General features: G+C 73.4%; 17 protein-coding genes and 1 pseudogene. 7 read left to right on the top strand and 11 right to left on the bottom strand.

Annotated elements, in window-relative coordinates; translation table 11 throughout:
- Nucleotides 1–31: 31 nt before the first annotated feature.
- From GQS52_RS17990 to GQS52_RS18000, 3 genes are all read right to left on the bottom strand, one after another.
- Nucleotides 32–247 carry a heavy-metal-associated domain-containing protein gene (locus GQS52_RS17990; protein WP_182314394.1) on the bottom strand — a complete coding sequence of 72 codons (216 nt, stop codon included), beginning with the start codon at nucleotides 245–247 and terminating at the stop codon, nucleotides 32–34.
- Between the two features lie 281 nt (nucleotides 248–528).
- Nucleotides 529–729 carry a MerR family DNA-binding transcriptional regulator gene (locus tag GQS52_RS17995; RefSeq protein WP_182314395.1) on the bottom strand — a complete coding sequence of 67 codons (201 nt, stop codon included), beginning with the start codon at nucleotides 727–729 and terminating at the stop codon, nucleotides 529–531.
- 234 nt (nucleotides 730–963) lie between these two features.
- Entirely contained in the window at nucleotides 964–2,292 is a 1,329-nt protein-coding gene (locus GQS52_RS18000) for a diaminopimelate decarboxylase (protein WP_259370840.1), read from the bottom strand.
- A gap of 306 nt (nucleotides 2,293–2,598) precedes the next feature.
- On the opposite strand from GQS52_RS18000, the gene GQS52_RS18005 reads away from it, so the two are divergent.
- A complete protein-coding gene (locus GQS52_RS18005) occupies nucleotides 2,599–4,629 on the top strand; it encodes an NAD-binding protein (protein ID WP_259370841.1) in 2,031 nt (676 codons plus the stop codon).
- A 73-nt stretch (nucleotides 4,630–4,702) separates the two neighbouring features.
- On the opposite strand, the gene GQS52_RS18010 is transcribed toward GQS52_RS18005, so the two are convergent.
- On the bottom strand, nucleotides 4,703–5,155 hold the full coding sequence (locus GQS52_RS18010) for a GNAT family N-acetyltransferase (protein WP_182314397.1): 453 nt from the start codon (nucleotides 5,153–5,155) through the stop codon (nucleotides 4,703–4,705).
- A 245-nt stretch (nucleotides 5,156–5,400) separates the two neighbouring features.
- Between GQS52_RS18010 and htpX the strand changes: the two genes are divergently transcribed.
- The 3 genes from htpX (at nucleotide 5,401) to GQS52_RS18025 (ending at nucleotide 8,249) form a co-directional block, all read left to right on the top strand.
- Nucleotides 5,401–6,300 (top strand): zinc metalloprotease HtpX, encoded by a 900-nt coding sequence (gene htpX, locus GQS52_RS18015; protein ID WP_182314398.1) that lies wholly within the window; start codon nucleotides 5,401–5,403, stop codon nucleotides 6,298–6,300.
- 5 nt (nucleotides 6,301–6,305) lie between these two features.
- Nucleotides 6,306–6,920 carry a hypothetical protein gene (locus GQS52_RS18020; protein ID WP_182314399.1) on the top strand — a complete coding sequence of 205 codons (615 nt, stop codon included), beginning with the start codon at nucleotides 6,306–6,308 and terminating at the stop codon, nucleotides 6,918–6,920.
- A 135-nt stretch (nucleotides 6,921–7,055) separates the two neighbouring features.
- Complete coding sequence (locus GQS52_RS18025; RefSeq protein ID WP_182314400.1) at nucleotides 7,056–8,249, top strand: PP2C family protein-serine/threonine phosphatase; 1,194 nt, start codon at nucleotides 7,056–7,058, stop codon at nucleotides 8,247–8,249.
- Between the two features lie 209 nt (nucleotides 8,250–8,458).
- Here the strand turns inward: GQS52_RS18025 and GQS52_RS18030 are convergent, their stop codons facing one another.
- A complete protein-coding gene (locus tag GQS52_RS18030) occupies nucleotides 8,459–9,169 on the bottom strand; it encodes a VIT family protein (protein ID WP_259371144.1) in 711 nt (236 codons plus the stop codon).
- A gap of 155 nt (nucleotides 9,170–9,324) precedes the next feature.
- Between GQS52_RS18030 and GQS52_RS18035 the strand changes: the two genes are divergently transcribed.
- Nucleotides 9,325–9,861 (top strand): DUF6448 family protein, encoded by a 537-nt coding sequence (locus GQS52_RS18035; protein WP_182314402.1) that lies wholly within the window; start codon nucleotides 9,325–9,327, stop codon nucleotides 9,859–9,861.
- A 94-nt stretch (nucleotides 9,862–9,955) separates the two neighbouring features.
- Here the strand turns inward: GQS52_RS18035 and GQS52_RS18040 are convergent, their stop codons facing one another.
- From GQS52_RS18040 to GQS52_RS18055, 4 genes and pseudogenes are all read right to left on the bottom strand, one after another.
- Nucleotides 9,956–11,200: a glycosyltransferase family 39 protein gene (locus GQS52_RS18040; protein ID WP_182314403.1), complete on the bottom strand. Its 1,245-nt coding sequence runs from the start codon at nucleotides 11,198–11,200 to the stop codon at nucleotides 9,956–9,958.
- A gap of 41 nt (nucleotides 11,201–11,241) precedes the next feature.
- Nucleotides 11,242–11,946, bottom strand: a pseudogene (locus GQS52_RS18045) (dolichyl-phosphate beta-glucosyltransferase); the annotation flags it as partial.
- 784 nt (nucleotides 11,947–12,730) lie between these two features.
- Entirely contained in the window at nucleotides 12,731–13,237 is a 507-nt protein-coding gene (locus GQS52_RS18050; protein ID WP_182314405.1) for a SigE family RNA polymerase sigma factor, read from the bottom strand.
- A 269-nt stretch (nucleotides 13,238–13,506) separates the two neighbouring features.
- Nucleotides 13,507–14,100 (bottom strand): DUF4291 domain-containing protein, encoded by a 594-nt coding sequence (locus tag GQS52_RS18055; protein ID WP_182314406.1) that lies wholly within the window; start codon nucleotides 14,098–14,100, stop codon nucleotides 13,507–13,509.
- A gap of 478 nt (nucleotides 14,101–14,578) precedes the next feature.
- Here GQS52_RS18055 and GQS52_RS18060 point away from each other — a divergent pair, with 478 nt between their 5' ends.
- Nucleotides 14,579–14,992 carry a hypothetical protein gene (locus GQS52_RS18060; RefSeq protein ID WP_182314407.1) on the top strand — a complete coding sequence of 138 codons (414 nt, stop codon included), beginning with the start codon at nucleotides 14,579–14,581 and terminating at the stop codon, nucleotides 14,990–14,992.
- A gap of 17 nt (nucleotides 14,993–15,009) precedes the next feature.
- Here GQS52_RS18060 and GQS52_RS18065 read toward each other — a convergent pair whose 3' ends face one another.
- On the bottom strand, nucleotides 15,010–15,585 hold the full coding sequence (locus GQS52_RS18065) for a transposase (protein ID WP_182316543.1): 576 nt from the start codon (nucleotides 15,583–15,585) through the stop codon (nucleotides 15,010–15,012).
- A 481-nt stretch (nucleotides 15,586–16,066) separates the two neighbouring features.
- Here GQS52_RS18065 and GQS52_RS18070 point away from each other — a divergent pair, with 481 nt between their 5' ends.
- Nucleotides 16,067–17,446, top strand: coding sequence for a tyrosine-type recombinase/integrase (locus GQS52_RS18070; protein ID WP_182314408.1), 1,380 nt, complete (start codon nucleotides 16,067–16,069; stop codon nucleotides 17,444–17,446).
- Nucleotides 17,447–18,135: 689 nt separating this feature from the next.
- On the opposite strand, the gene GQS52_RS18075 is transcribed toward GQS52_RS18070, so the two are convergent.
- Nucleotides 18,136–18,903, bottom strand: coding sequence for an IS5 family transposase (locus GQS52_RS18075; RefSeq protein WP_182314409.1), 768 nt, complete (start codon nucleotides 18,901–18,903; stop codon nucleotides 18,136–18,138).
- Nucleotides 18,904–19,189: the final 286 nt, after the last annotated feature.

Genomic DNA, 19,189 nt, shown 5'->3' on the forward strand with positions numbered 1-19,189 from the left:
TCCCGGGGGAGGCGGACCGGCCCGGGGCGGATCAGACCCGGCCGGTCAGCTCGTAGCCGGCCTCGTCGACCGCGGCGCGCACCGAGTCCTCCTCCAGGGGGTTCTCGGAGACGACGGTGACCGTGCCGCCCGCGGCGTCGGCCTTGACCTCGGCGACGCCGGGAAGGGCGGAGACCTCCTCGGTGACCGCCTTCTCGCAATGGCCGCAGGTCATGCCGGTGACGTTGTAGACAGCGGTTACGGACATGGGATCTTCCTCCGTGCTCTCATGGGCGGTAACGGGATCAACACTATACCCCCCTGGGGTATTCCCTCCTGTGGGGGCGGAGTGTGCGTCGCCGTGTCGCGCGTCCGGGGGGAACGGAGCCGGCCCCCGCCCGTCGGATGCGACGGACGGGAGCCGGGGTCGGGGGCCGGTGCCGGGGGCCGGTGCCGGGGTGGCCGGAGCCCGGGCGGACGAGGGCGGGTCGTCCCCGGGATCCGGATCGGCGGGCGGCGGACGGCGGCGGCCCGGCGGTCCGGTGGTCGTCAGCGGGGGCGGCGGCGGTTGCCGGGGCGGGCGGCGCTCCAGGCGCGGACGGTGTCGGCGTACCAGAACGGTCTGCCGCCCTCGGTCACGTCCGGGGGAGGCAGGAGGCCGTGCTTGCGGTACGAGCGGACCGTGTCGGTCCGTACCCCGATGTGCGCGGCGATCTGCGCGTACGACCACAGCGTCCGGTCGGTCGTCATCCAGTACACCTCCGGGCGGGCGCGCGGCAGCCACGGCAGGGCGCCTACGGGGGAGCTGCGGTGCGACCGCTGTCGGTCAGCCACCATGGGGCCGCGCGGCGGTCCGGGGCGGCGCCGACGGGGCCCTGTCGACCGTCTGTGACACTGCGGGCACGCAGCGGCGACAATCGGCCCGGGAACGGGACGATTCGGTATGAAAATATGCCCTCGTTCTTGGGGTGGCGGGCCCGGGTGTCAGAGCGCCAGGAGGGCCTCCGCGTGCTCCGGGCCGCTCTCCGCGACCACCTGCGCGATCGTCTGCGCCGAACGGATCGGGGCGAACCGCACCCGGCCCGCCGGGTCGACCCGGTAGCCGTGGACGGCCGGGCGCGGCATCGAGTTGTAGGAGTAGTGGGCCGAGAAGTAGTACGCCCCGGTGTCCAGCAGCGCCACCACGTCACCGGGCTCCAGCAGGGGCAGCTCCCGCCCCCGGGCCGTCAGGTCGCCCGCGAAGCAGCACGGCCCGGCGACGTCCTGCACCACCGGGGGCCCCTCCTTGGGCCGGCCGGCCCGGTCGAGGGCGAGCACCCGCAGCGGCCACGTCCCGGGGTCGAGGACCGTGCGCGCGGCCACCTGGACGCCCGCGTGCGTCACCGCTATCGCCCGCCCGCCCGCGGACTTGGTGTACTCCACCACCGAGGCGATCGTGCCGTGCCTGGCCAGCACCGACCGTCCGAACTCCGTGACCAGCCGGTACCTGCCGTCGAACAGCCCCGGCACCGCCCCGCGCAGCGCCGCCACGTAGTCGCGGTACGTCGGCCGGACCTCGTCGCCGTCGAAGTTCACCGGCAGCCCGCCGCCGATGTCCAGGGTCTCCACCCGCTGCTCGCCGGCCTCGGCGTCGATCCGCCCGGCCAGCTCGTGGAGCACCCGCACCCCCCGGGCCATCAGCTCCGGCGGGCACCCCTGGGAGCCCACGTGCGCGTGCAGGCTCCGCAGCCACGGCCGCCGCACGAAGGCGTCCACCACCCTCTGCTCCGCCCCCGGGTCCCCCAGGGCCACACCGAACTTGGACGTCGCGGTGGCCGTGCTCGTCGCCCCGATGCTCCCCCCGCCCACCTGCGGATTGACCCGCAGGCCCACGCGCGGCGCGGACGGCGCCCCGTCCCGGGCGACGATCGCGTCCACCCGCTCCAGCTCCTGGAAGTTGTCGATGTTGACCGCCGTGCCCGCGGCCAGGGCGAACTCCAGCTCCGCCACCGTCTTGGCGGGGGAGTCCAGCACCATGCGCTCGGGCACGAAACCGGCCGCCAGCGCCTGGGCGGTCTCGCCGGGCCCCGCGACCTCGCACCCCATGCCGGCGTCCGCCAGCAGCCGCAGCACGGGCACCAGACCGCACGCCTTGGCCGCGAAGGTGTGCAGCACCTCCCCCGGGCCGTCGAACGCCGCGTGCAGCTCCTCCACGGTCTCCCGCACCCCGTCGACGTCCAGCAGCCCCGCCACCGGCGCGTCCGGGCCCACCAGGCCGGAACGGACGGCCGCCCCGAGGGCCAGCTCCCTGCGACGGGCCACGTCGTGCACCACGCAACACCTCACTGCTCACGGGCCGGCCCCGCGGGGAGGGGCCGCACGGGACGGGCGGACGGCCGGGCCGCCGGAACACCGCGCGGCACGGATCCCCCGTTGATTACCCACCCCGCACCCGGTCCATGACCGCGAACGGCGACGACAACGGCAGCGACAGCGGGAACGGCGGCGGCAGCGGGAACGGCGGCGGCAGCGGGAACGGGGCGGGCCGGCCCGTTCCCCTCCGGACGGCCGGGGGCGGTTCCCGGACGACCGTCCCTGACGGGGTGTCGGCAAACGCCCTCCGTCGGGCACTCTTGGCCGGTGCCGCCACTGCCCTTCCCCCGGTCCCGCTTCCCCTTCCGCCCGTTCCGTCCCCCGCGGCCCGCCCGTCCGTCCGTCCGGGGCAGGGCGGCCGCGCCCGCCGCACCGGACCGCGCCCCTCGCGACGGCCACATGGTGGTGTGCGGCGACGACGCCCTGGCCTACCGCCTCGCCCGCGAACTGGCCGGCCTCTACGGCGAGGAGGTCACCGTGCTGGTGCCCTCGCTGCGCCGCGGCTACGGCCCGTGGATCGCCGCCCTCGCGGACGACAGCGACGGCCTGGTGGAGGTGCTGGAGGTGCCCGGGTACGACGACGCGGCCCTGCTGGACGCGGGCGTCGACCGGGCCACCGCCCTGGCCCTGACCTCGGAGGACGACCAGGAGAACATCCACCTGGCGCTGCGTGCCCGCCGGCTCAACCCCGACGTGCGCCTGGTCGTACGGCTGTTCAAGCGCAAGCTCGGCCGCCGCCTGGAGGACCTGCTGGACCGGGCCGTCTCCGCACGCCTGCCCGGCCTCGACCGGCGTTCGCTCGCGGCCACGACCACCGTGCTGTCCGACGCCGACACCGCCGCCCCCGCGCTCGTCGCCGCGGCGGTGGCCGGCGTGAGCAAGACCGTGCAGGCCGACGGCATGCTGCTGCGGGCCGTCGAACGCCCCGCCTCCGAGGCGGGGGTCCAGCCGGCCCTGTGCACCCTGGCCCTGATGTCCGCCCCCGCCGCCGTCACCGAGGGCGGCGACCTGGAGGGGGACGGCGACTCCGACCCCTCCGACGCGACCGACACCACCGGGGTCACCGCGCACTCCGACCATCCCCGGCTGCTGCCCGCCGACGCCGTGGTGGCCGCGGCCGACCCCGACCGGCGGGTGATCGTGCTGGAGACGATCACCCGGGACGAGCCGCGCACCACGCCCCCGGTGCGCCTGCCCGGTGCGTTCCCCCTCGGATCGTTCTTCTCCCGCCGCCTGCGGGCCGCGATCGCCGGCCTGGCCGCCGTCGTCGTCCTCTTCGCCCTCCTGACCTGGAAGATCACCGGCAAGCCCTTCCTGGAGGCGACGCACCTCGCCCTCCTGGACGTCTTCGCCATCGGCGACCCCGCCCTCGACGAGGAACCGGAACGGCGGATCCTGCAACTGCTCTCCGCGCTCAGCGGCATGCTGCTGCTGCCCCTGCTGCTGGCGGTCGTGCTGGAGAGCTACGGCACCTTCCGGGCGGCCTCGGGGCTGCGCCGCCCGCCGCGCGGCACCGCCGACCACGTCGTCCTCGTCGGCCTGGGCCGCATCGGAACCCGGGTGCTCGACCGGCTGCACGCGCTCGGCATCCCGGTGGTGTGCGTCGAACGGGACCAGAACGCGCGCGGCATCGCCCTGGCCCGCAGCCTCAAGGTGCCCGTCCTGGTCGCGGACGCCACCGAGGAGGGCGTCCTGGAGGCCGCCAGGATCGGCCGCAGCCGCGCCCTCCTCGCCCTGACCAGCAACGACAGCATCAACCTGGAGACGGCCCTGTACGCCCGGGAGTGCAACCCCGTCCTGCGGGTGGTGCTCCGGCTGTTCGACGACCGCTTCGCCGCGACCGTCAACCAGGCCCTGCGCGACTCCTACCCGGACGCCCTCACCCGCAGCCGCAGCGTCTCCGCCCTGACCGCCCCCTCGTTCGCCGGCGCCATGATGGGCAGGCACGTCCTCGGGGCGGTCGCGGTCGAGCGCGGCGTGCTGCTGATAGCGGCCATGGACGTCGGCGGCTGCCCGGAACTGGAGGGCCGCACCATCGCCGAGGCGTTCCGGCCGGGAGCCTGGCGGGTACTGGCCCTGGACCTGTCGTCCCCGGACGACCGCCAGCCGGACTTGGCCACCACCCCGCACACCGGCTCACGCCACCTGGGCACCGGACTGGAGTGGAACCTGCACCCCGGGCACGTCCTGGGGCCGCAGGACCGGGTCCTCCTGGCCGCCACCCGCCGCGGCCTCGGCCTCCTGCAGAGCGCCTGCGCCGCCCCCGGCACCCCCGCCCCGGAGCGGTCCGGGCCGTAAGGGGCGGCCCTCTCCGCTGCGGGACGGCCCTCTCCGCAGCGGGGCGACCGGGGAGAGGGCGGCCGGGCGGGCGTCAGAGCGCCAGCTTGAAGCCCACGTGCGAGGCGGTGAAGCCCAGCCGCTCGTAGAAGCGGTGCGCGTCCTCGCGGGTGCGGTCCGAGGTCAGCTGGACCAGGCTCGCACCCAGGGCGCGGGACTCCTCCACGGCCCACCGCACCAGCTCCGCGCCGAGCCCCGCGCCGCGCTCGTCCGCGTGGACCCGGACGCCCTCGACGACCGTGCGGGTCGCCCCGCGCCGCGACAGCCCCGGGATCACGGTGAGCTGCAGGGTCCCGACCACCCGGCCGTCGCGGACCGCGACCGTCAGGTGCTGGTTGGGGTCGCCCTCCAGGCGGGCGAAGGCCTCGTGGTAGGGGGTGAGGTCGTCCGGGGACTCCCGCTGCACCCCCAGCGGGTCGTCAGCCAGCATCGCCACGATCGCGGGAATGTCCTCCACGGCCGCCGGCCGGATCTGAAGATCAGTCATGCCGACACCCTATGCGCCCGCTCATCCGCCGCACCGCCCCTCGGCGGCCCCACCCTTTTCGCGGCCCGCCCTTTCGCGGCGGCGCCGCGAGCCACGGCCGAGCCCCCGCCGCCCCCCGTCACCTCCCTCGCCACCCGGCGGAGCCGCTCTCCACCTCCGGCAAACACTTCCAAGAGGGACAATCTACGCATGAGCCCCTGCTCGGGAGACCGCCTCCCGGGCGCCCGTCACCCGGAGGTCCAGCCGTGCCACGGACCCGCTTCGCCCCCGACCGGGGACTGGTCACCCGCATGGTGACCACCATGTTCCTCATCGGCCTCCTCTACGTGGTCTTCGTCGGGGTCCTGATCGCACTGTTCGGCAGGTCGTGGCCGATCGTCGCGGTCGTCGCGGGAGGCCTGTTCGTCGCCCAGTTCTGGTTCAGCGACAGGATCGCCGCCTTCGGCATGGGCGCCCACGAGGTCACCCCCGAGCAGGCCCCCGAGCTCCACGGAGCCGTGGACCGGCTGTGCGCCCTGGCCGACATGCCCAAGCCCAGGGTCGCCGTCGCCGACAGCGACGTGCCCAACGCCTTCGCCACCGGCCGGAACCAGCGCAACGCCCTCGTCTGCGCCACCACCGGGCTGCTGCGCCGCCTGGAGCCCGACGAGCTCGAGGGCGTCCTCGCCCACGAGCTCTCGCACGTCGCCCACCGGGACGTGGCGGTGATGACCATCGCCTCGTTCCTCGGCGTGCTCGCCGGAGTGATGACCCGGGTCGCCCTGTGGGGAGGGATCGGCCGCAGCCGCGACAGCACCACCGGCCTCGTGATGGTGCTGGTCCCGCTGGTCAGCGCGGTGGTGTACGTGATCAGCTTCCTGCTGACCCGGTTGCTCTCCCGCTACCGCGAACTCTCCGCCGACCGCACCGGCGCGCTCCTGACCGGCCGTCCCTCCGCCCTGGCCTCCGCACTCACCAAGGTCACCGGCCAGATGGCCCGCATCCCCACCCGGGACCTGCGCCGGGCCGAGCCCTACAACGCCTTCTGGTTCGCCCCCGCCCTCTCCCCGGGGACGAGCCTGGCCAACCTCCTCTCCTCCCACCCGACCCTGGAGCAGCGGCTGGAGCAGCTCGGCCGCATCTCCGCCCAGCTCGGCAGGGGCTGACCGCCGTGGGACTCCTCGACACCATCCTCGGACGCAGCAAGCCGGTCCGCCCGGACCTGGACCGGCTCTTCGGTCTCCCCGCCGCCGCGATCACCCTCCGGGCCGGCGCCGGGTTCGCCCCCACCGGCCTCGGATCGGTCTGCTTCGCCGGGGTCGAGGGCGGGGCCTTCTCCCGGGTCCGGGCCGAGGTGCGCGACCTGCTCGACACCGACACCGGCCCCGACACCGGGCCGGGGGGCGGCACCGGGCCGGGCGGTGCGCCCGTGGAGTTCCACGAGGACCAGTACGGCTACACCTGGCTCCTCACCCGCCGGGACCCGGACGACACGGCCTCCCTGGTCAACGACCTGCACGCCGTCAACACCCTCCTGCAGGACGCGGGCTTCGGCCCGCACCTGCTCTGCTCCCTGATGGGCTTCCGCGACGCGGAGGGGCGCTCCCTCGCGCTGGTCTACCTCTACAAACGCGGCACCTTCTACCCCTTCGCGCCCCTGCCCGGCGCCGCGGAGAGGCGCGACAACGCCCTGGAGCTCCAGGTCAGGGCCCTGCTCTCGGACGACGTGCGGATCGAGCCCGACCTCGGCCGCTGGTTCCCCGTCTGGGGCGCCCCCGGCCTGTGACCGCCTCCGGCCCGCGGGTGGCGGGGCCTCCGGACGGGGGGCGGCAGACGGCGCCCCACGGGCAGGGCGCACCGAACGCGGGCATGATGGACCACACCGGGCAAGCGCCGTCGTTCCGCGGGAGAGGAGCAGGAGGTGGCCGGTGAACCCGTCTGGCCGACCGGGTTGCTGGCGGCTGCGGAGGCCGTACCGCCGGCGGAGTCGGTCGGCGCGGTGAATTCCCGCATCCGGGAGCGGTTCGACGCCGCGTCGGTGTCCTTCCTCATCACCGACTTCTCCGGCAATTCGCTGGTCCGCCTGGGAAGTTCCGGAGACGTCGGCGAAGCCGCGGACGACATGAACGCACCGGTCGTCGAACTGGCCGGCACCGTCCACGACCGGGTGATCCGCACCCAGCAGCTGTACGTGGAGGACGGCGGGGAGAGCGGGCGCGGGGGGCCGGTGCGGGTGATCGCCCCGGTGACCAGCCGAGGGGACTCCATCGGCCTGCTGGAACTCCTCGTGCAGCGGCGCCCGGGCCCCGCAGACCTGAGGGAGATCGACGAGGCCGCGCACGTCCTGGCCTACGTCGTCATCACCGACCGGCGCTTCACCGACCTCTACCAGTGGGGGCAGCGCACCACGCCGCTGACCCTGGCCGCCGAGATCCAGCACCAACTGCTGCCCCTCGCCCTGGCCTGCCGGGCGGGCCGGTTCGCGGTCGCCGGCGCGCTGGAGCCGGCCGAGAGCATCGGCGGCGACACCTTCGACTACGCCCTCGACCGCGATGCCCTGCACCTCTCCCTCACCGACGCGATGGGCCACGACGTCGCCTCCGCGCTGGCGGCCACACTGCTGACCGGTGCACTGCGGGGCGCCAGGCGGGTCGGCGCAGACCTGGGAGAACAGGCCGAGCGGGCCGACCGGGCCCTGCTCGACCACGGCCACCGGGCGATGGCCACCGGGCAGCTGCTGCGCATCGACCTGAGGGACGGCCGGGCCCGGATCGTCAACGCCGGCCACCCCAGGCCCCTGAGGCTGCGGCGGGGAAGGGCCCAGGAGGTCGCTCTCCACGCCGACCTGCCCTTCGGCACCCCGTTCCCGCACACCTACGACGTGCAGTTTCTGGACCTGGAGCCGGGCGACCGCCTGGTCATGCTCACCGACGGCATGCTCGAACACAGCGGCACGGACCTCGACCTCTCCCTCTTGATCGAGAGGACCGGCCACCTGCACCCGCGCGAAGTGGTCCGAGCCCTGACCGGTGAGGTGCTCCGGGCCCACGGCGGCACCCTGCAGGACGACGCGGCCGTACTCTGCCTGGACTGGTACGACAACGGTCGCCCATGAGGTGCTGCGGGCTGTCGCACCCGCCCCGCCGGGGGCTCTTCCCCCGCACGCCCTGCCTGTTTCCTGCCCGTGCCCCGTGCCCGGCCGCAAAGCGGCCGTTCGGACGGGCCCGCTGCCGGTCGGCGGCACGACGGGTCCGCGCAGTGTCCCCGGGGCTCCGGGCACACGCGGCTCCGGGCACACGCGGCAGCGGGTACGCGCGGCAGCGGTCAGACGACGGTGGCGCCCAGCAGCACCCCGACGCCGTAGGTGATCACCATGGCCAGGGTGCCGCCGGCCATGTTGCGGAGCACCGCGGGGCGCGGCCTCGCCCCGCCCATCACGGCGCTGCTCCAGCCGCAGGCGACGAGGGCGACCAGCACCGCGCCGACCGTGATCCACAGGCGGGTCCCCGGCGGCGGCAGCACGATGGCCAGCAGCGGCAGCAGGGCCCCGACGGTGAACGCGGCGAAACTGGCCAGGGCGGCGTGCCACGGATTGGTCAGCGACTTCGGGTCGATGCCCAGTTCGGTCTCGGCGTGGGCGGCCAGGGCATCGTGGCGGGTGAGTTCCTCGGCCACCTGCCGGGCGAGCGCGGGGGGCAGGCCCTTCTCCTCGTACAAGTGGGTGAGTTCGGCGAGTTCGGCCCGGGGCGTCTCGGCGAGCTCGCGGCGCTCGGTGGCCAGGGCGGCGCGCTCGGAGTCGCGCTGAGTGCTGACGGACACGTACTCGCCCACGGCCATCGAGAGGGAGCCGGCCAGCAGCCCGGCGAGCCCCGCGACGAGCAGCGCGGAGCGCGAGTCGGTGGCGCCCGCCACGCCGACCACCAGGCCCGCGGTGGAGACGACGCCGTCGTTGGCGCCCAGCACGGCGGCGCGCAGCCAGTTCAGTCTGGTCCCCAGGCCGCCGGCCGGGTGCGGCTCCCCGTGCTCCGGCACCACGGCCCCGGGGCGGCCGGTCTCCGGTGAATCGTCCACGGTCTCAACGTACGACGCGCGGGGCCGGACCGAAAACGGTACGACACACCCGGAGGCGCCTCCGCGTCCGGGGGCATAGGCTCGGGACCAGGAGCCCATCGGGAGCGAGGTGGTCCGGAATGCCCCCGCACTGCGATTCCCTCGACGGCCCCGTCGTCACCGCCGCGCGCCGGGCGCTGGAGGACACGGACGTCGACCTGGTCCTCCCGTACGTCCACGCGGATGCGGAAGCGGAGGTCCGTGAGGCATTCGGGGCCGCGGCCCGGGTGCGCACGCTCGGCCCGGACGCCCGGAAGGTGGCGGAGCGCTGGTTCTTCGAGACGGTCGTGCGCCTGCACCGCCAGGGCGAGGGCGCGGGGTTCACGGGACTGAAACCGGCCGGGCTCGACGTCGGCCCGGTGATCCCGGTGGCGGAGCGGGCCCTGGAGAGCGGCTCCGCCGGAGAACTGGTGGACGTGCTGTGCGGGGCCGTCCGCGAGCAGGCCGAGTACCGCCACTCCCGCGCCCTGGCGCTGAAGGAGAAAGCCGGCAAGGACGTGGCCGCGGCCCGCGAGTACGTGGAGGCCGCCCTCGGCCTGCAGGTGTGGGCCCACCACCTCTACCGGCAGGCTCTGACGGACCCGCACTCCCGTCCGGGCTCCGGCGGGCACGCCTGAGCACCGCCCCCGCTCGCCGCCCCCCGGCCGGGTGGGCCGGGCCGTCCGCTCACGGACCCACGAACCGCTCACGGGCCTGCCGGGCGGGGCCCACTCACGGCACCCCGAGTTCGAACAGCACGTACCCCGCGTACGAGCCCGAGGCCAGGGCTGCGATGCCGAACAGGGAGCACTGCACGGGCAGGCTCAGCCGGCGCATCCCGACAGCGAGCGGGACGAACAGCGGGAAGCACGGGAGGAGGTAGCGGGAGACGTTGGCGAAGATCTGCTGGCTGCCGAGGACCAGGACGAGGGTCAGCAGCGTGTGGACGACGAGGACCGCGGGCGGGCGCAGCCGCAGCAGCAGGGGGACGAGCGCGAGGGCCAGCAGGACGACCCCGACGCCGATCACGTCCGCGAAGGGGAACGCGAACAGGTAGGTGAAGCGGCCCACGGGGACGGAGGTCAGCACCTCGAAGGTCTGCCTGCCGTAGTCGAACTCGTGCGCCCAGGCGCCCGACTGGAGCGCGAAGTAGCCGCCGGGGTCGCCCATGCGGTGGCCCACCCAGAGCAGGTAGCCGACCAGGCCGAGCGGGGCCAGCGCGAGGGCGAGCAGCGGGCGCAGGGGGCCGTCCTCGCGTCGGCGCAGCGCGAGCAGCGCGGCGACGCCGATCCCGGCGATCAGCGCCCCGGCCGTGGGCCGGTTGAGGCCGGCCGCAAGGGCGAGGAAACCGGCGGTGAGCCAGCGGCGGTTCATGACCGCGTAGCAGGCCCAGGCGGCGAGGGCGACGTACAGGGAGTCGGAGTAGACCGCCCACTCGACGCCGGACCCGGGCCACACGGCCCACAGCCCGGCCGCGGCGAGACCGGCCCGCCGGCCCCCGAACCACTCGGCGACCGCGTGGATGCCGAGGGCGGCGGCGAACGAGGCGAGGACGGAGACCAGCATGCCGGCGCCGTACGAGCCCAGGCCGGTGACCGTCATGGTCAGCCGTATCAGCGCCGGGTAGAGCGGGAAGAACGCGGCCGAGTTGCCCTCGAGAGTGATCAGGCCCGTGGCGCCGGGGATCGGGACGAGTTCCGGGTCGTAGCCGTACAGGGCGATCTGCTGGTACCACCAGCCGTCCCAGGTGGCCAGCACGTCCCAGGGGTGCGCTCCGCCGCCGAAACGGGGGTGCTTGTCGCGGAAGCTGCCGGTGGAGGACAGCAGGAACATGAAGGAGCAGAGGCCGACGAGTTTGAAGGCGCCGAACAGGGCGAGGACCGGGCCGTGGCGGCGGGCGGCGGCACGCAGGCGGGGCCGGAGCGCGCGGTACGCGGCCGAGGCCTGCTCCCGTCCGAAGACCGTGGTCGTGTTCATGCGGCGGCCCGTCCCGCGCGGCGGCGGAGCGGGCCCGTGCGCATGCGGGCGATGCCGCGCAGGTCGGCCAGCGCGGTGGAGAGGATGTCGACGCTGCTGTCCGGGTCGTCGACCCAGTCCACCGGCACCTCGTGGATCCGCATCCCGGCCCGCTCGGCGAGCACCAGCAGTTCGGTGTCGAAGAACCACTCCTCGTCCCGCACCAGCGGCAGCAGCCGCTCGGCCGCATCGCGGCGCATCGCCTTGAACCCGCACTGCGCGTCGGAGAAGCCGACCGCGAGAGTGCAGCGCAGCAGGAGGTTGTAGCAGCGGGAGATGGCCTCCCGCTTGGGCCCGCGCACCACCCGGGAGCCGGGCGCGAGCCGGGTGCCGATCGCCAGGTCGGAATGGCCCGAGATCAGCGGTGCGACGAGCGGCAGCAGCGCCGCCAACCCGGTGGACATGTCCACGTCGACATATGCCAGCACGGGTGCCCGCGACGCCGACCAGGCCGCGCGCAACGCCCGCCCGCGCCCCTTCTCGGGCAGCCGTATCCACTCCGCCTCGACCAGCTCTTCCGCGAGCCGGGCGGCGATGCGCGGGGTGCCGTCGGTGCTGGCGTTGTCGGCGACGGTGATCCGGAACGGGTACGGGAACGTGTCCCGCAGGTGGGCGTGGAGCCGCCGTACGTTCGGCTCCAGGTCCTTCTCCTCGTTGAACACCGGCACGACCACGTCCAGCACGGCCTCCTCGTGGTGCCTGGGCAGGGGAGCGCGCCGGGGCGGACGTGCCTCGGACGGTGCGGGCCGCCCCGGTCGGAGACTCATCACTCGGGTACCTCTTGTTCGCGTGTGCGGGTCGTTCGCGTGTGCAGGCTGTTCACGTGTGCGGGTTGTCCGCGTGTGCGGGTTGTCCACGTGTGCAGGGCGTGCCGAAGGCGGGCACGGCGGTGCGGTGAAGGGACGGGCGCGCTATCCGGCCGTGCCGGGCACCGACGACGGGCGGTCGTCCGAGGGGCCGCCCGACGGACTTGCGGACTCCGTGGCCGGCGGCGCGCCGGCCGTGTCGCCGGAGGTCGCCGTGGCACTGCCCCTGGGCGGGCCGCCGGGGGTGGACGTGAAGGCGCCGCCCGCGCCGGGCGGCTCCGAGGACCGCGGGGGTCCGCCCACGGCCGGGGACTCGGTGCCGAGGGGCCGGGCGGGCGGTGCGCTCGAGGAGCCGTCCGGGGCGGGTGACGTACTCGGATCCGGCGTCGGGCTCCACGTCGGGCTCTGCGTCGGCCTGACGGCGGGCCGCAGGGGCGGCGTGCCGGGCCGGTCGTCGACCGGAGTGGGCGGCCACAGCAACACCCCGAGACCCAGCCCGGCCACGGCCAGCACGGAACCGACGGCCCGGCGTGCCGCCCGCACCCGGCGCCGGGCACGCACCCCGGCGTGCAACCGCTCACGATGCCTGGCCGTGAAGGGGACCTGTTCCTGCTCGCGGTGCATCAACTGCACCAGTTGCCGCTCGAATTGATCCGTGCTGTCCATGTGGTCCACGGGCTCTCCCTCACCCCACCGGCTCGACGACATCGACCAGGAGCCGTCGCAGCCGGGCCACCCCGCGCGAGGCGTGGGACCGCGCGGTGCCCACCGGGCAGCCCAGGGTCTCGGCGACCTGCCGGTCGGACAGGTCCTGGTAGTAGCGCAGCACGACGGCGGCCCGCTGCTGCGGGCTCAGCAGGGCGAGCGCCGCCTCAAGCCGGGAGCGCTCGGCCACGGCCGCCGAGACGTCACCCGCCGCCGCGACCTCGGGCAACTCGTCGACGGGCCGCTCGCTCCACCACCGCCTGCGGGCCGACCGGGCCGCGGCCCGCACCAGCACCTTGCGCACATAGGCCTCCGGCGCCTCGTCGGCGACCTTCGACCAGACGAACCACAACTTGACCAAGGACTCCTGCAGCAGGTCCTCGGCCCGGTGCGGATCGCCCCCGGTGAGCAGGCGGGCCAGACGGAACAGCGCCGACCAGCGGGCCGCCACGAACGCGTCGTACCCACCGGCCCGATCGTGCTCCATTCCCGCGGTCCCCGTTCTCGCCGACTGTCCACACCAGGAGAAAGGCCCTGGCCCCCCTGGGACGCTGCACCCGGAAGCTGTGATGCGCGTCACGCACACGTGTCGCGCCGTACCGGACGCGACGACTTCGCCTCCGGGACGTCCGGGTTCGGGCCGCAGCCACCGCGCCGGGCCGGTGCTACGCACCGGCGCGCGACGCTCCGGCCCGCCGGGGAACGCACCCCGGGACGCCCCGTAGCGCGCCGCTCCCCGGCGACCGACCCGCCCGATTACGGGCGCAGACGGGCCAGCAGACCGTCGTCGGCGGGATACGGGGGCTCCTCGGGCAGCAGCCCGCGGGCAGCGGCGAGGTCACCGGCCCGCACCAGCGCATGGACCTCCCGGGCGAGCGGCGTCACGTCGGTGATCGAGACCGTCCACTCGTCGGCGTAACGGCGCGCCGCTTCTCCGGCCAGGCCCAGTTGCAGGGAGCGGTAGGGCAACGGCCGGAGGAACAGGTCGCGTTCGGGGTCCCACTGGACGCGGGCGGGAGCATGCCTCAACTGCTGCTTCCACGCGGCGCGGTCCGCGTGGAGACCGTGCTCGTAGTGGGACAGGCAGGCATGACGCAACGCCCACTCGAAGCCCTCGCGGGAGATCTCGACGGCGAGCACGGTCTCCTGACCTTCCTTGGTGCCCCAGCCGCAGCGGTACATCATCCACAGGAACGACGGCTTGATCCACGTCATCCGGTCCCGCTTCCAGGCCGGGGGAAAGACGCCGTCCCTGGCCGCGGGCAGACCGATGTGCGGCGCGTACGCCTGGTAGACGGTGACGGTCGTCGCCGTGTGGCGCGCACGGATCCTCTGCTTCGGTTCTTCCACGCCACGAGCATCGGGCCGACCGCACGAAGCGGGCCACCTGTTTTCGCGCTCGACCCAGGACGGCAACAGCGCCACCGTCCTCCTGGCCACCCACGCCCGCTGCATCTCCGGCCGGACCGAAGACCTCCAACGGCGCATCGAGGCCGCCCAGGACATCTCCGGGCCGGCACCCGAGCCGGAGCCGTTCCGCAGAATTTCAGTGTTGACGACCCGTCGCCGGTTGCTGGTGGGGACTCGGCGGTACATGCCGTCCGCTGGTTTTCGGGAGTGTGCACCAGTGAGCGTCTTCAGCTTTCTCGTACTGATCGCCTTTCTCGTACTGACCGCCCTCCCGGACGGGGCAGGTTCGGGGCTCGCCGCGTGGTTGACGACCCTCGGTGTGCATACTGTGACCGGCAGAGGGGCCGTCGTCCGACCGAACGGCGATGGGTGTGGCCGACAGGCCGCGGGCCGGGCCGGACGATCAAGGAGACCAGCGGTGGATGTCGAGGAAAGCTGGCGCCGCTACGGGCTTCGCCCCGTCGGCGCGGACCTCGACGAGATCCGTGCACTCCTCAGAGAGCACACGGTGCGTGAGCGACGCGCCCAGGGCGAGGGCGACACTGAGCTGATGAGGCTCTGCTGCTTCCAGCTGTTCAACAGCGGCGACCTCGACGACGTGCTCCTGATCTGGAGTGCGAAGCAAGCCAGCTTCGACGCAGCGTGCTCGATCGACATCGAATTCCTGCTTGGGCACGGGCTCGCCGCGACGAAGGCCCACCTCTCGGCCAACCGTGCACCTTCTGCGACGGCAGCACTGGATCGACTGCGCGAGCTCGAGGCAAACGGTGAATTCGAGGGCTTCTCGGTGGAGGAACGCTCCGCCGTCTACGACCGGTACTACGACGACTGACGAATCTGCAGCGCCGGTCAGTCGTCCGTGATGAGGCAGGTGCCCGCAAGGCAGCTGTCGGCCAGATCCGGGCGATACCGGATCTGCTTGAGCCTGCACTTCACAGCCCTGGTGATCCGGCCCAGGTCGGCTGCGGCGAGATTGCCGAGGTCTCGCTTGACCAGCGACCAGATGCCCTCCTGCGGGTTCAGGTCCGGCGCGTAGGTGGGGAGCTGGAACACAGTGAGCCAAGCGGCATTCGCGGCGATGAACTCCCGCATCCCGGCGGTCAGATGGAAGCGGACGTTGCCCCGGACCAGCACGATCGGCCCGCCGAGCTGGATGCGGGCACGCACCAAGAGGTCGCGGAGGTCCCGCCGGCCGAAGCCCTTCGGCTCGCCCTTGCGCCCTCGGTACTCGCGGACGGCGTAGATCAGCCGGGACCGCTCGCCCGGCTTGTAGCAGGTCATACCCGCCGTCGACACCCGTCCGGAGCCCCGGTCGCGAACCCGGACGACCGGGGTTCGGCCGATCCACCCCCAGGTTCGAGAGCGCGGCGACGTCGTCCCGGTGGACGGCCCGGCCCCGGACGGGCCCGGGTTCCTGGGCCGGATCGCCGGGGCTCGGCGGCGGCCGATCCTGCCCGCCCGGCTGCTCTCCCGCGCCGAGCTGGCCGTCGCCGTGCGGTGGGTTGCCAGGCACTACGCCCATCCGACCGGCCACCACGCGGTGCGCGCCCCGGTCTACGCCGCGAAGCTGGCCCTGCGCGCCTCGGTCGGGACCGCGCGGCTGACCGGCGGCACCCTGCGGTGGGTGCACGACGCCGAGGGCGAGCCGGTACGGCTGGCCGCGGTGCGCCGAGAAGACGCCGCCATCGAGATCAGCCTGGCCCGCAAGATCTGCGTGCACGACCGACTACTGCCAGCTGCGGTGCGCCGCCGGTGCCTATTGAGTCCCCGAAGCCGGGAAAGCCGAGGGCACGGAATGAGGCCTCCCGGCTGTTCCGGCTCACCGAGAGGAACGCGAACTGAACACCGCAGTAGCCGGACGCCGCCCGATGCTCACGCTCACCGAGGTCTGCGAGGACCGCGGCTGATGAACGACACCACGTACAAGGTCACCGTCTGGAAGATCAGTACCTATAAGGGCAAGCGCGGGACGACCTACACGACCAGGTGGGCCGTGGACGGCACCGAGCACCGCCGGACCTTCGCGACGTTCGCCCAGGCCGACGCCTTCCGGGCCGAGCTGGTCGGCGCCATCCGCCGTGGCGAGGCGTTCAGCCTCGCCACGGGGCTGCCCGTCTCGCACCGTTCCGGGGCCGCTGCTGTGAGCTGGTACGACTTCGCCGTCCGGTTCGTGGATGCGAAGTGGTCCCGCAGTTCGGCGAACAACCGCAAGAACGTCGCCAAGGCGTTCATGACGGTGACCGTCGCCCTCCTCCGCAGTGAGCCGAGGAACTTCCGGCCCGTCACGGTCCGCACGGCGCTGCGGGAGTGGGCGTTCAACCGCAACCGGCGCGACAGCGCGCCGCCGGACGTGGCGGCCGTCCTGCGGTGGGTGGAGCGGAACACGCTCACCATGGCGGCCTGGGAGGACCCGGCGAAGGTGGAGGAGGTGATGGAGGCCATCGCCACGAAGCTCGACGGCACGCCGGTCGCGGCGTCGACGGTCAAGCGCAACCGTCGGGTGCTGAACGTCGCGCTCGAGTACGCGGTCAAGCGCGGCGTTCTGAAGGCCAATCCGCTGCCGAAGGGGAAGGGGACCAGCCCCAGGACCTCGACGGCGGTGGACAAGCGGTCGTTGCTCAACCCGGCCCAGGCGGCCGCGCTGCTCGGCTGGGTCCGCAGCCGGCCCCGGGGCGGCCCGCGGCTGCACGCCTTCTTCGCCACCCTCTACTACGCCGGGCTGCGGCCGGAGGAGGCCGTGGCCCTGCGGGTGCGCGACGCCCACCTGCCGCCGACCGGCTGGGGTGAGCTCCTGGTGCACACCGCCACTCCGGAGGTGGGCCGCCGGTGGACCGACTCCGGCCAGGTCCACGACACCCGGCACCTCAAGGGCCGCGCCCAGGGCGACACGCGGCCGGTGCCGTGCCATCCGTCCCTGGCCGCGATCCTGCGCGAGCACATCGCGGACGAGGGACTGCGGGTCGGCGACCGGCTGTTCAACGGCGAGAAGGGAGGCGTCCTGGCGGGCTCGGTCTTCCGCCGGGCCTGGGAGAAGGCCCGGAAAGAGGTACTGGCCGAAGACCTGTACGCGTCCCCGCTCGGCAAGCGTGTGTACGACCTGCGGCACACGTGTCTGACGACGTGGCTGAACAACGGCGTTCCACCGGCCCAAGTGGCCGAATGGGCCGGCAACAGCGTCGCCGTCCTCCTGGCCACCTACGCCCGCTGCATCTCCGGCCAGACGGAGGACCTCCAGCGGCGCATCGAGGCCGCACAGGACATCTCCGGGCTGACGCCCGGGCGGTGAAGGGCCCTCGATGAACTTCACCGTGTATTCACCGTGGACAGCCGTAGAAACCCGCTGACGGCCGGACACAGCCGGACGCCGCGACCCTCCGGGGGAGCGGCGTCCGGCTTTTCTGCGTTCGGGGCGCACCTGCTCTGACCAGCAAAAACGCCCCTCCGGAGGGGAGGGGCGACGTGGGGTGGTGGAGTGCCCCCGGCAGGACTCGAACCTGCGACCAAGTGCTTAGAAGGCGCCTACCGCGTCGCGTCCCCACAAGCTTCTGACCTGCAGTTACCCGGTTCTCGTCGCCCGCCCCCTCGTCAACTTCGACGCGTATTCGACGTAGCCCCTGCGAACAGGGGCCGACGGACACGGACACCGGCCCACACGCCAAGACCACCGGAAGTCGCCTTCGGCTCCTACGACCTGAGGAGGCCGGCTTCGCCGGGCTGGAACACGCAGGCAGTGTTCCAGCCGCTACAGCTCCAGCGAGCCGGGACAGCCGGGACACCCCCGGGACAGCTGTCCCGATTGTTTCTGCAGGTCAGAGAGATACCGGGACAGCAGGACAGGGCAGACATCGGCGTTTAGGAGGCAGCTAGCCTTCCCACAGGCTCAAGGCGCCGTGCATACACGCGGTGCGGTACCCGTTCGCACTGCTCCCTGGCCCGAGCACCGCATGTGACAAGCAGACCAGTGAGGCTTTTCCATCATCGGTCTGAGCTGGCCAGATGCAGGGTGAGGACGGCTTGGACGAGGCCGGTGATCCGGGTGGTCGCGCACCGGAGTTTGCGCAGGAGCCGCCAGGACTTGAGGGTGGCGACGGCCTGCTCGACAAGGGCCCGGATCTTCGCGTGGGACCGGTTGGCTGCCTGCTGGCCCGTGGAGAGGGTCTCCCACCGGCCCCAGTAGGGGACCCGGACCGTTCCGCCGGCACCGCGGTATCCCTTGTCCGCCCAGCAGCGCGCGCCAGCGCCGGCCAGGGCGTCGACGATGCCGTGCTCGCGGGCCGCGCGGACGTCGTGGACGGCCCCGGGCAGGGCCGGCGAGGCCCACAGCAGCCGGCCGAAGGGATCGGCCAGGACCTGCACGTTCATCCCGTGCCGCTTGTGCTTCCCCGAGTAGTAGGGCCGGTCGGCGGCGACCCGGTCGATCGGCAGCAAGGTGCCGTCGAGGATCACGAACGCTTTCAGCGACGCGGCCCGTGCGGCTTCGGCGAGGGTGGGCGCGAGGGCGGCCAGGAGCGTGACGGCCTCGGTGATGTACCGGTACGCGGTGGTCGTTCCGATGCCGAACCCGGCCGCGAGCTGGGCATACGGGTGGCCGTTGCGGAGGTGGGCGAGGGTGAGCAGGGCCTGCCGGCCCGCGCTCAGGCGCCGCCAGCGGGTACCGAGCTCCCGGCGGTGTTCCCGCAGGCGGTCGGAGAGGAAGCGCAGGGCGGAGCTGGACACGTCGACGCCGGACGGGTAGACAAGCACACGAAGCCTCTGGTGGAGACGGTTCTTCTTGGTCGAAAACCCATCTACCAGGGGCTTCACCTGTCTGTCAGCCCAACCGGCCACTCCGAGCGTCAGGTTGGAAAACGCTCAGTGTCCCGACTACTTTTTCAGGGATCTTTCGTTCGTCTGTGAGCACGTAGTGGTGAGGAGGTGAGACACGGGTTGGCTCTCTCCTCGGTCAGGCAGCTTTGCCCGACCGAGGAGAGGCCTACTCTGTCACCAGTCGAAACGTGAGGCTGGCCTTGCTCTAGGCATCCATCCCGGA

Origin of the sequence: Streptomyces sp. SCUT-3 (genome assembly GCF_014083985.1) — a bacterium.
In the GTDB taxonomy this organism is placed as follows: Bacteria; Actinomycetota; Actinomycetes; order Streptomycetales; family Streptomycetaceae; genus Streptomyces_H; species Streptomyces_H thermolineatus.

What these genes read in the sequence shown, in the direction of transcription:
- GQS52_RS17995 (WP_182314395.1), bottom strand. Translation starts at nt 729, where the DNA reads ATGACGACCGACCGGACGCTGTGGTCGTACGCGCAGATCGCCGCGCAC.
- GQS52_RS18070 (WP_182314408.1), top strand. Translation starts at nt 16,067, where the DNA reads ATGAACGACACCACGTACAAGGTCACCGTCTGGAAGATCAGTACCTAT.
- GQS52_RS18010 (WP_182314397.1), bottom strand. Translation starts at nt 5,155, where the DNA reads ATGACTGATCTTCAGATCCGGCCGGCGGCCGTGGAGGACATTCCCGCG.
- GQS52_RS18040 (WP_182314403.1), bottom strand. Translation starts at nt 11,200, where the DNA reads ATGAACACGACCACGGTCTTCGGACGGGAGCAGGCCTCGGCCGCGTAC.
- GQS52_RS17990 (WP_182314394.1), bottom strand. Translation starts at nt 247, where the DNA reads ATGTCCGTAACCGCTGTCTACAACGTCACCGGCATGACCTGCGGCCAT.
- GQS52_RS18035 (WP_182314402.1), top strand. Translation starts at nt 9,325, where the DNA reads ATGCCCCCGCACTGCGATTCCCTCGACGGCCCCGTCGTCACCGCCGCG.
- GQS52_RS18050 (WP_182314405.1), bottom strand. Translation starts at nt 13,237, where the DNA reads ATGGAGCACGATCGGGCCGGTGGGTACGACGCGTTCGTGGCGGCCCGC.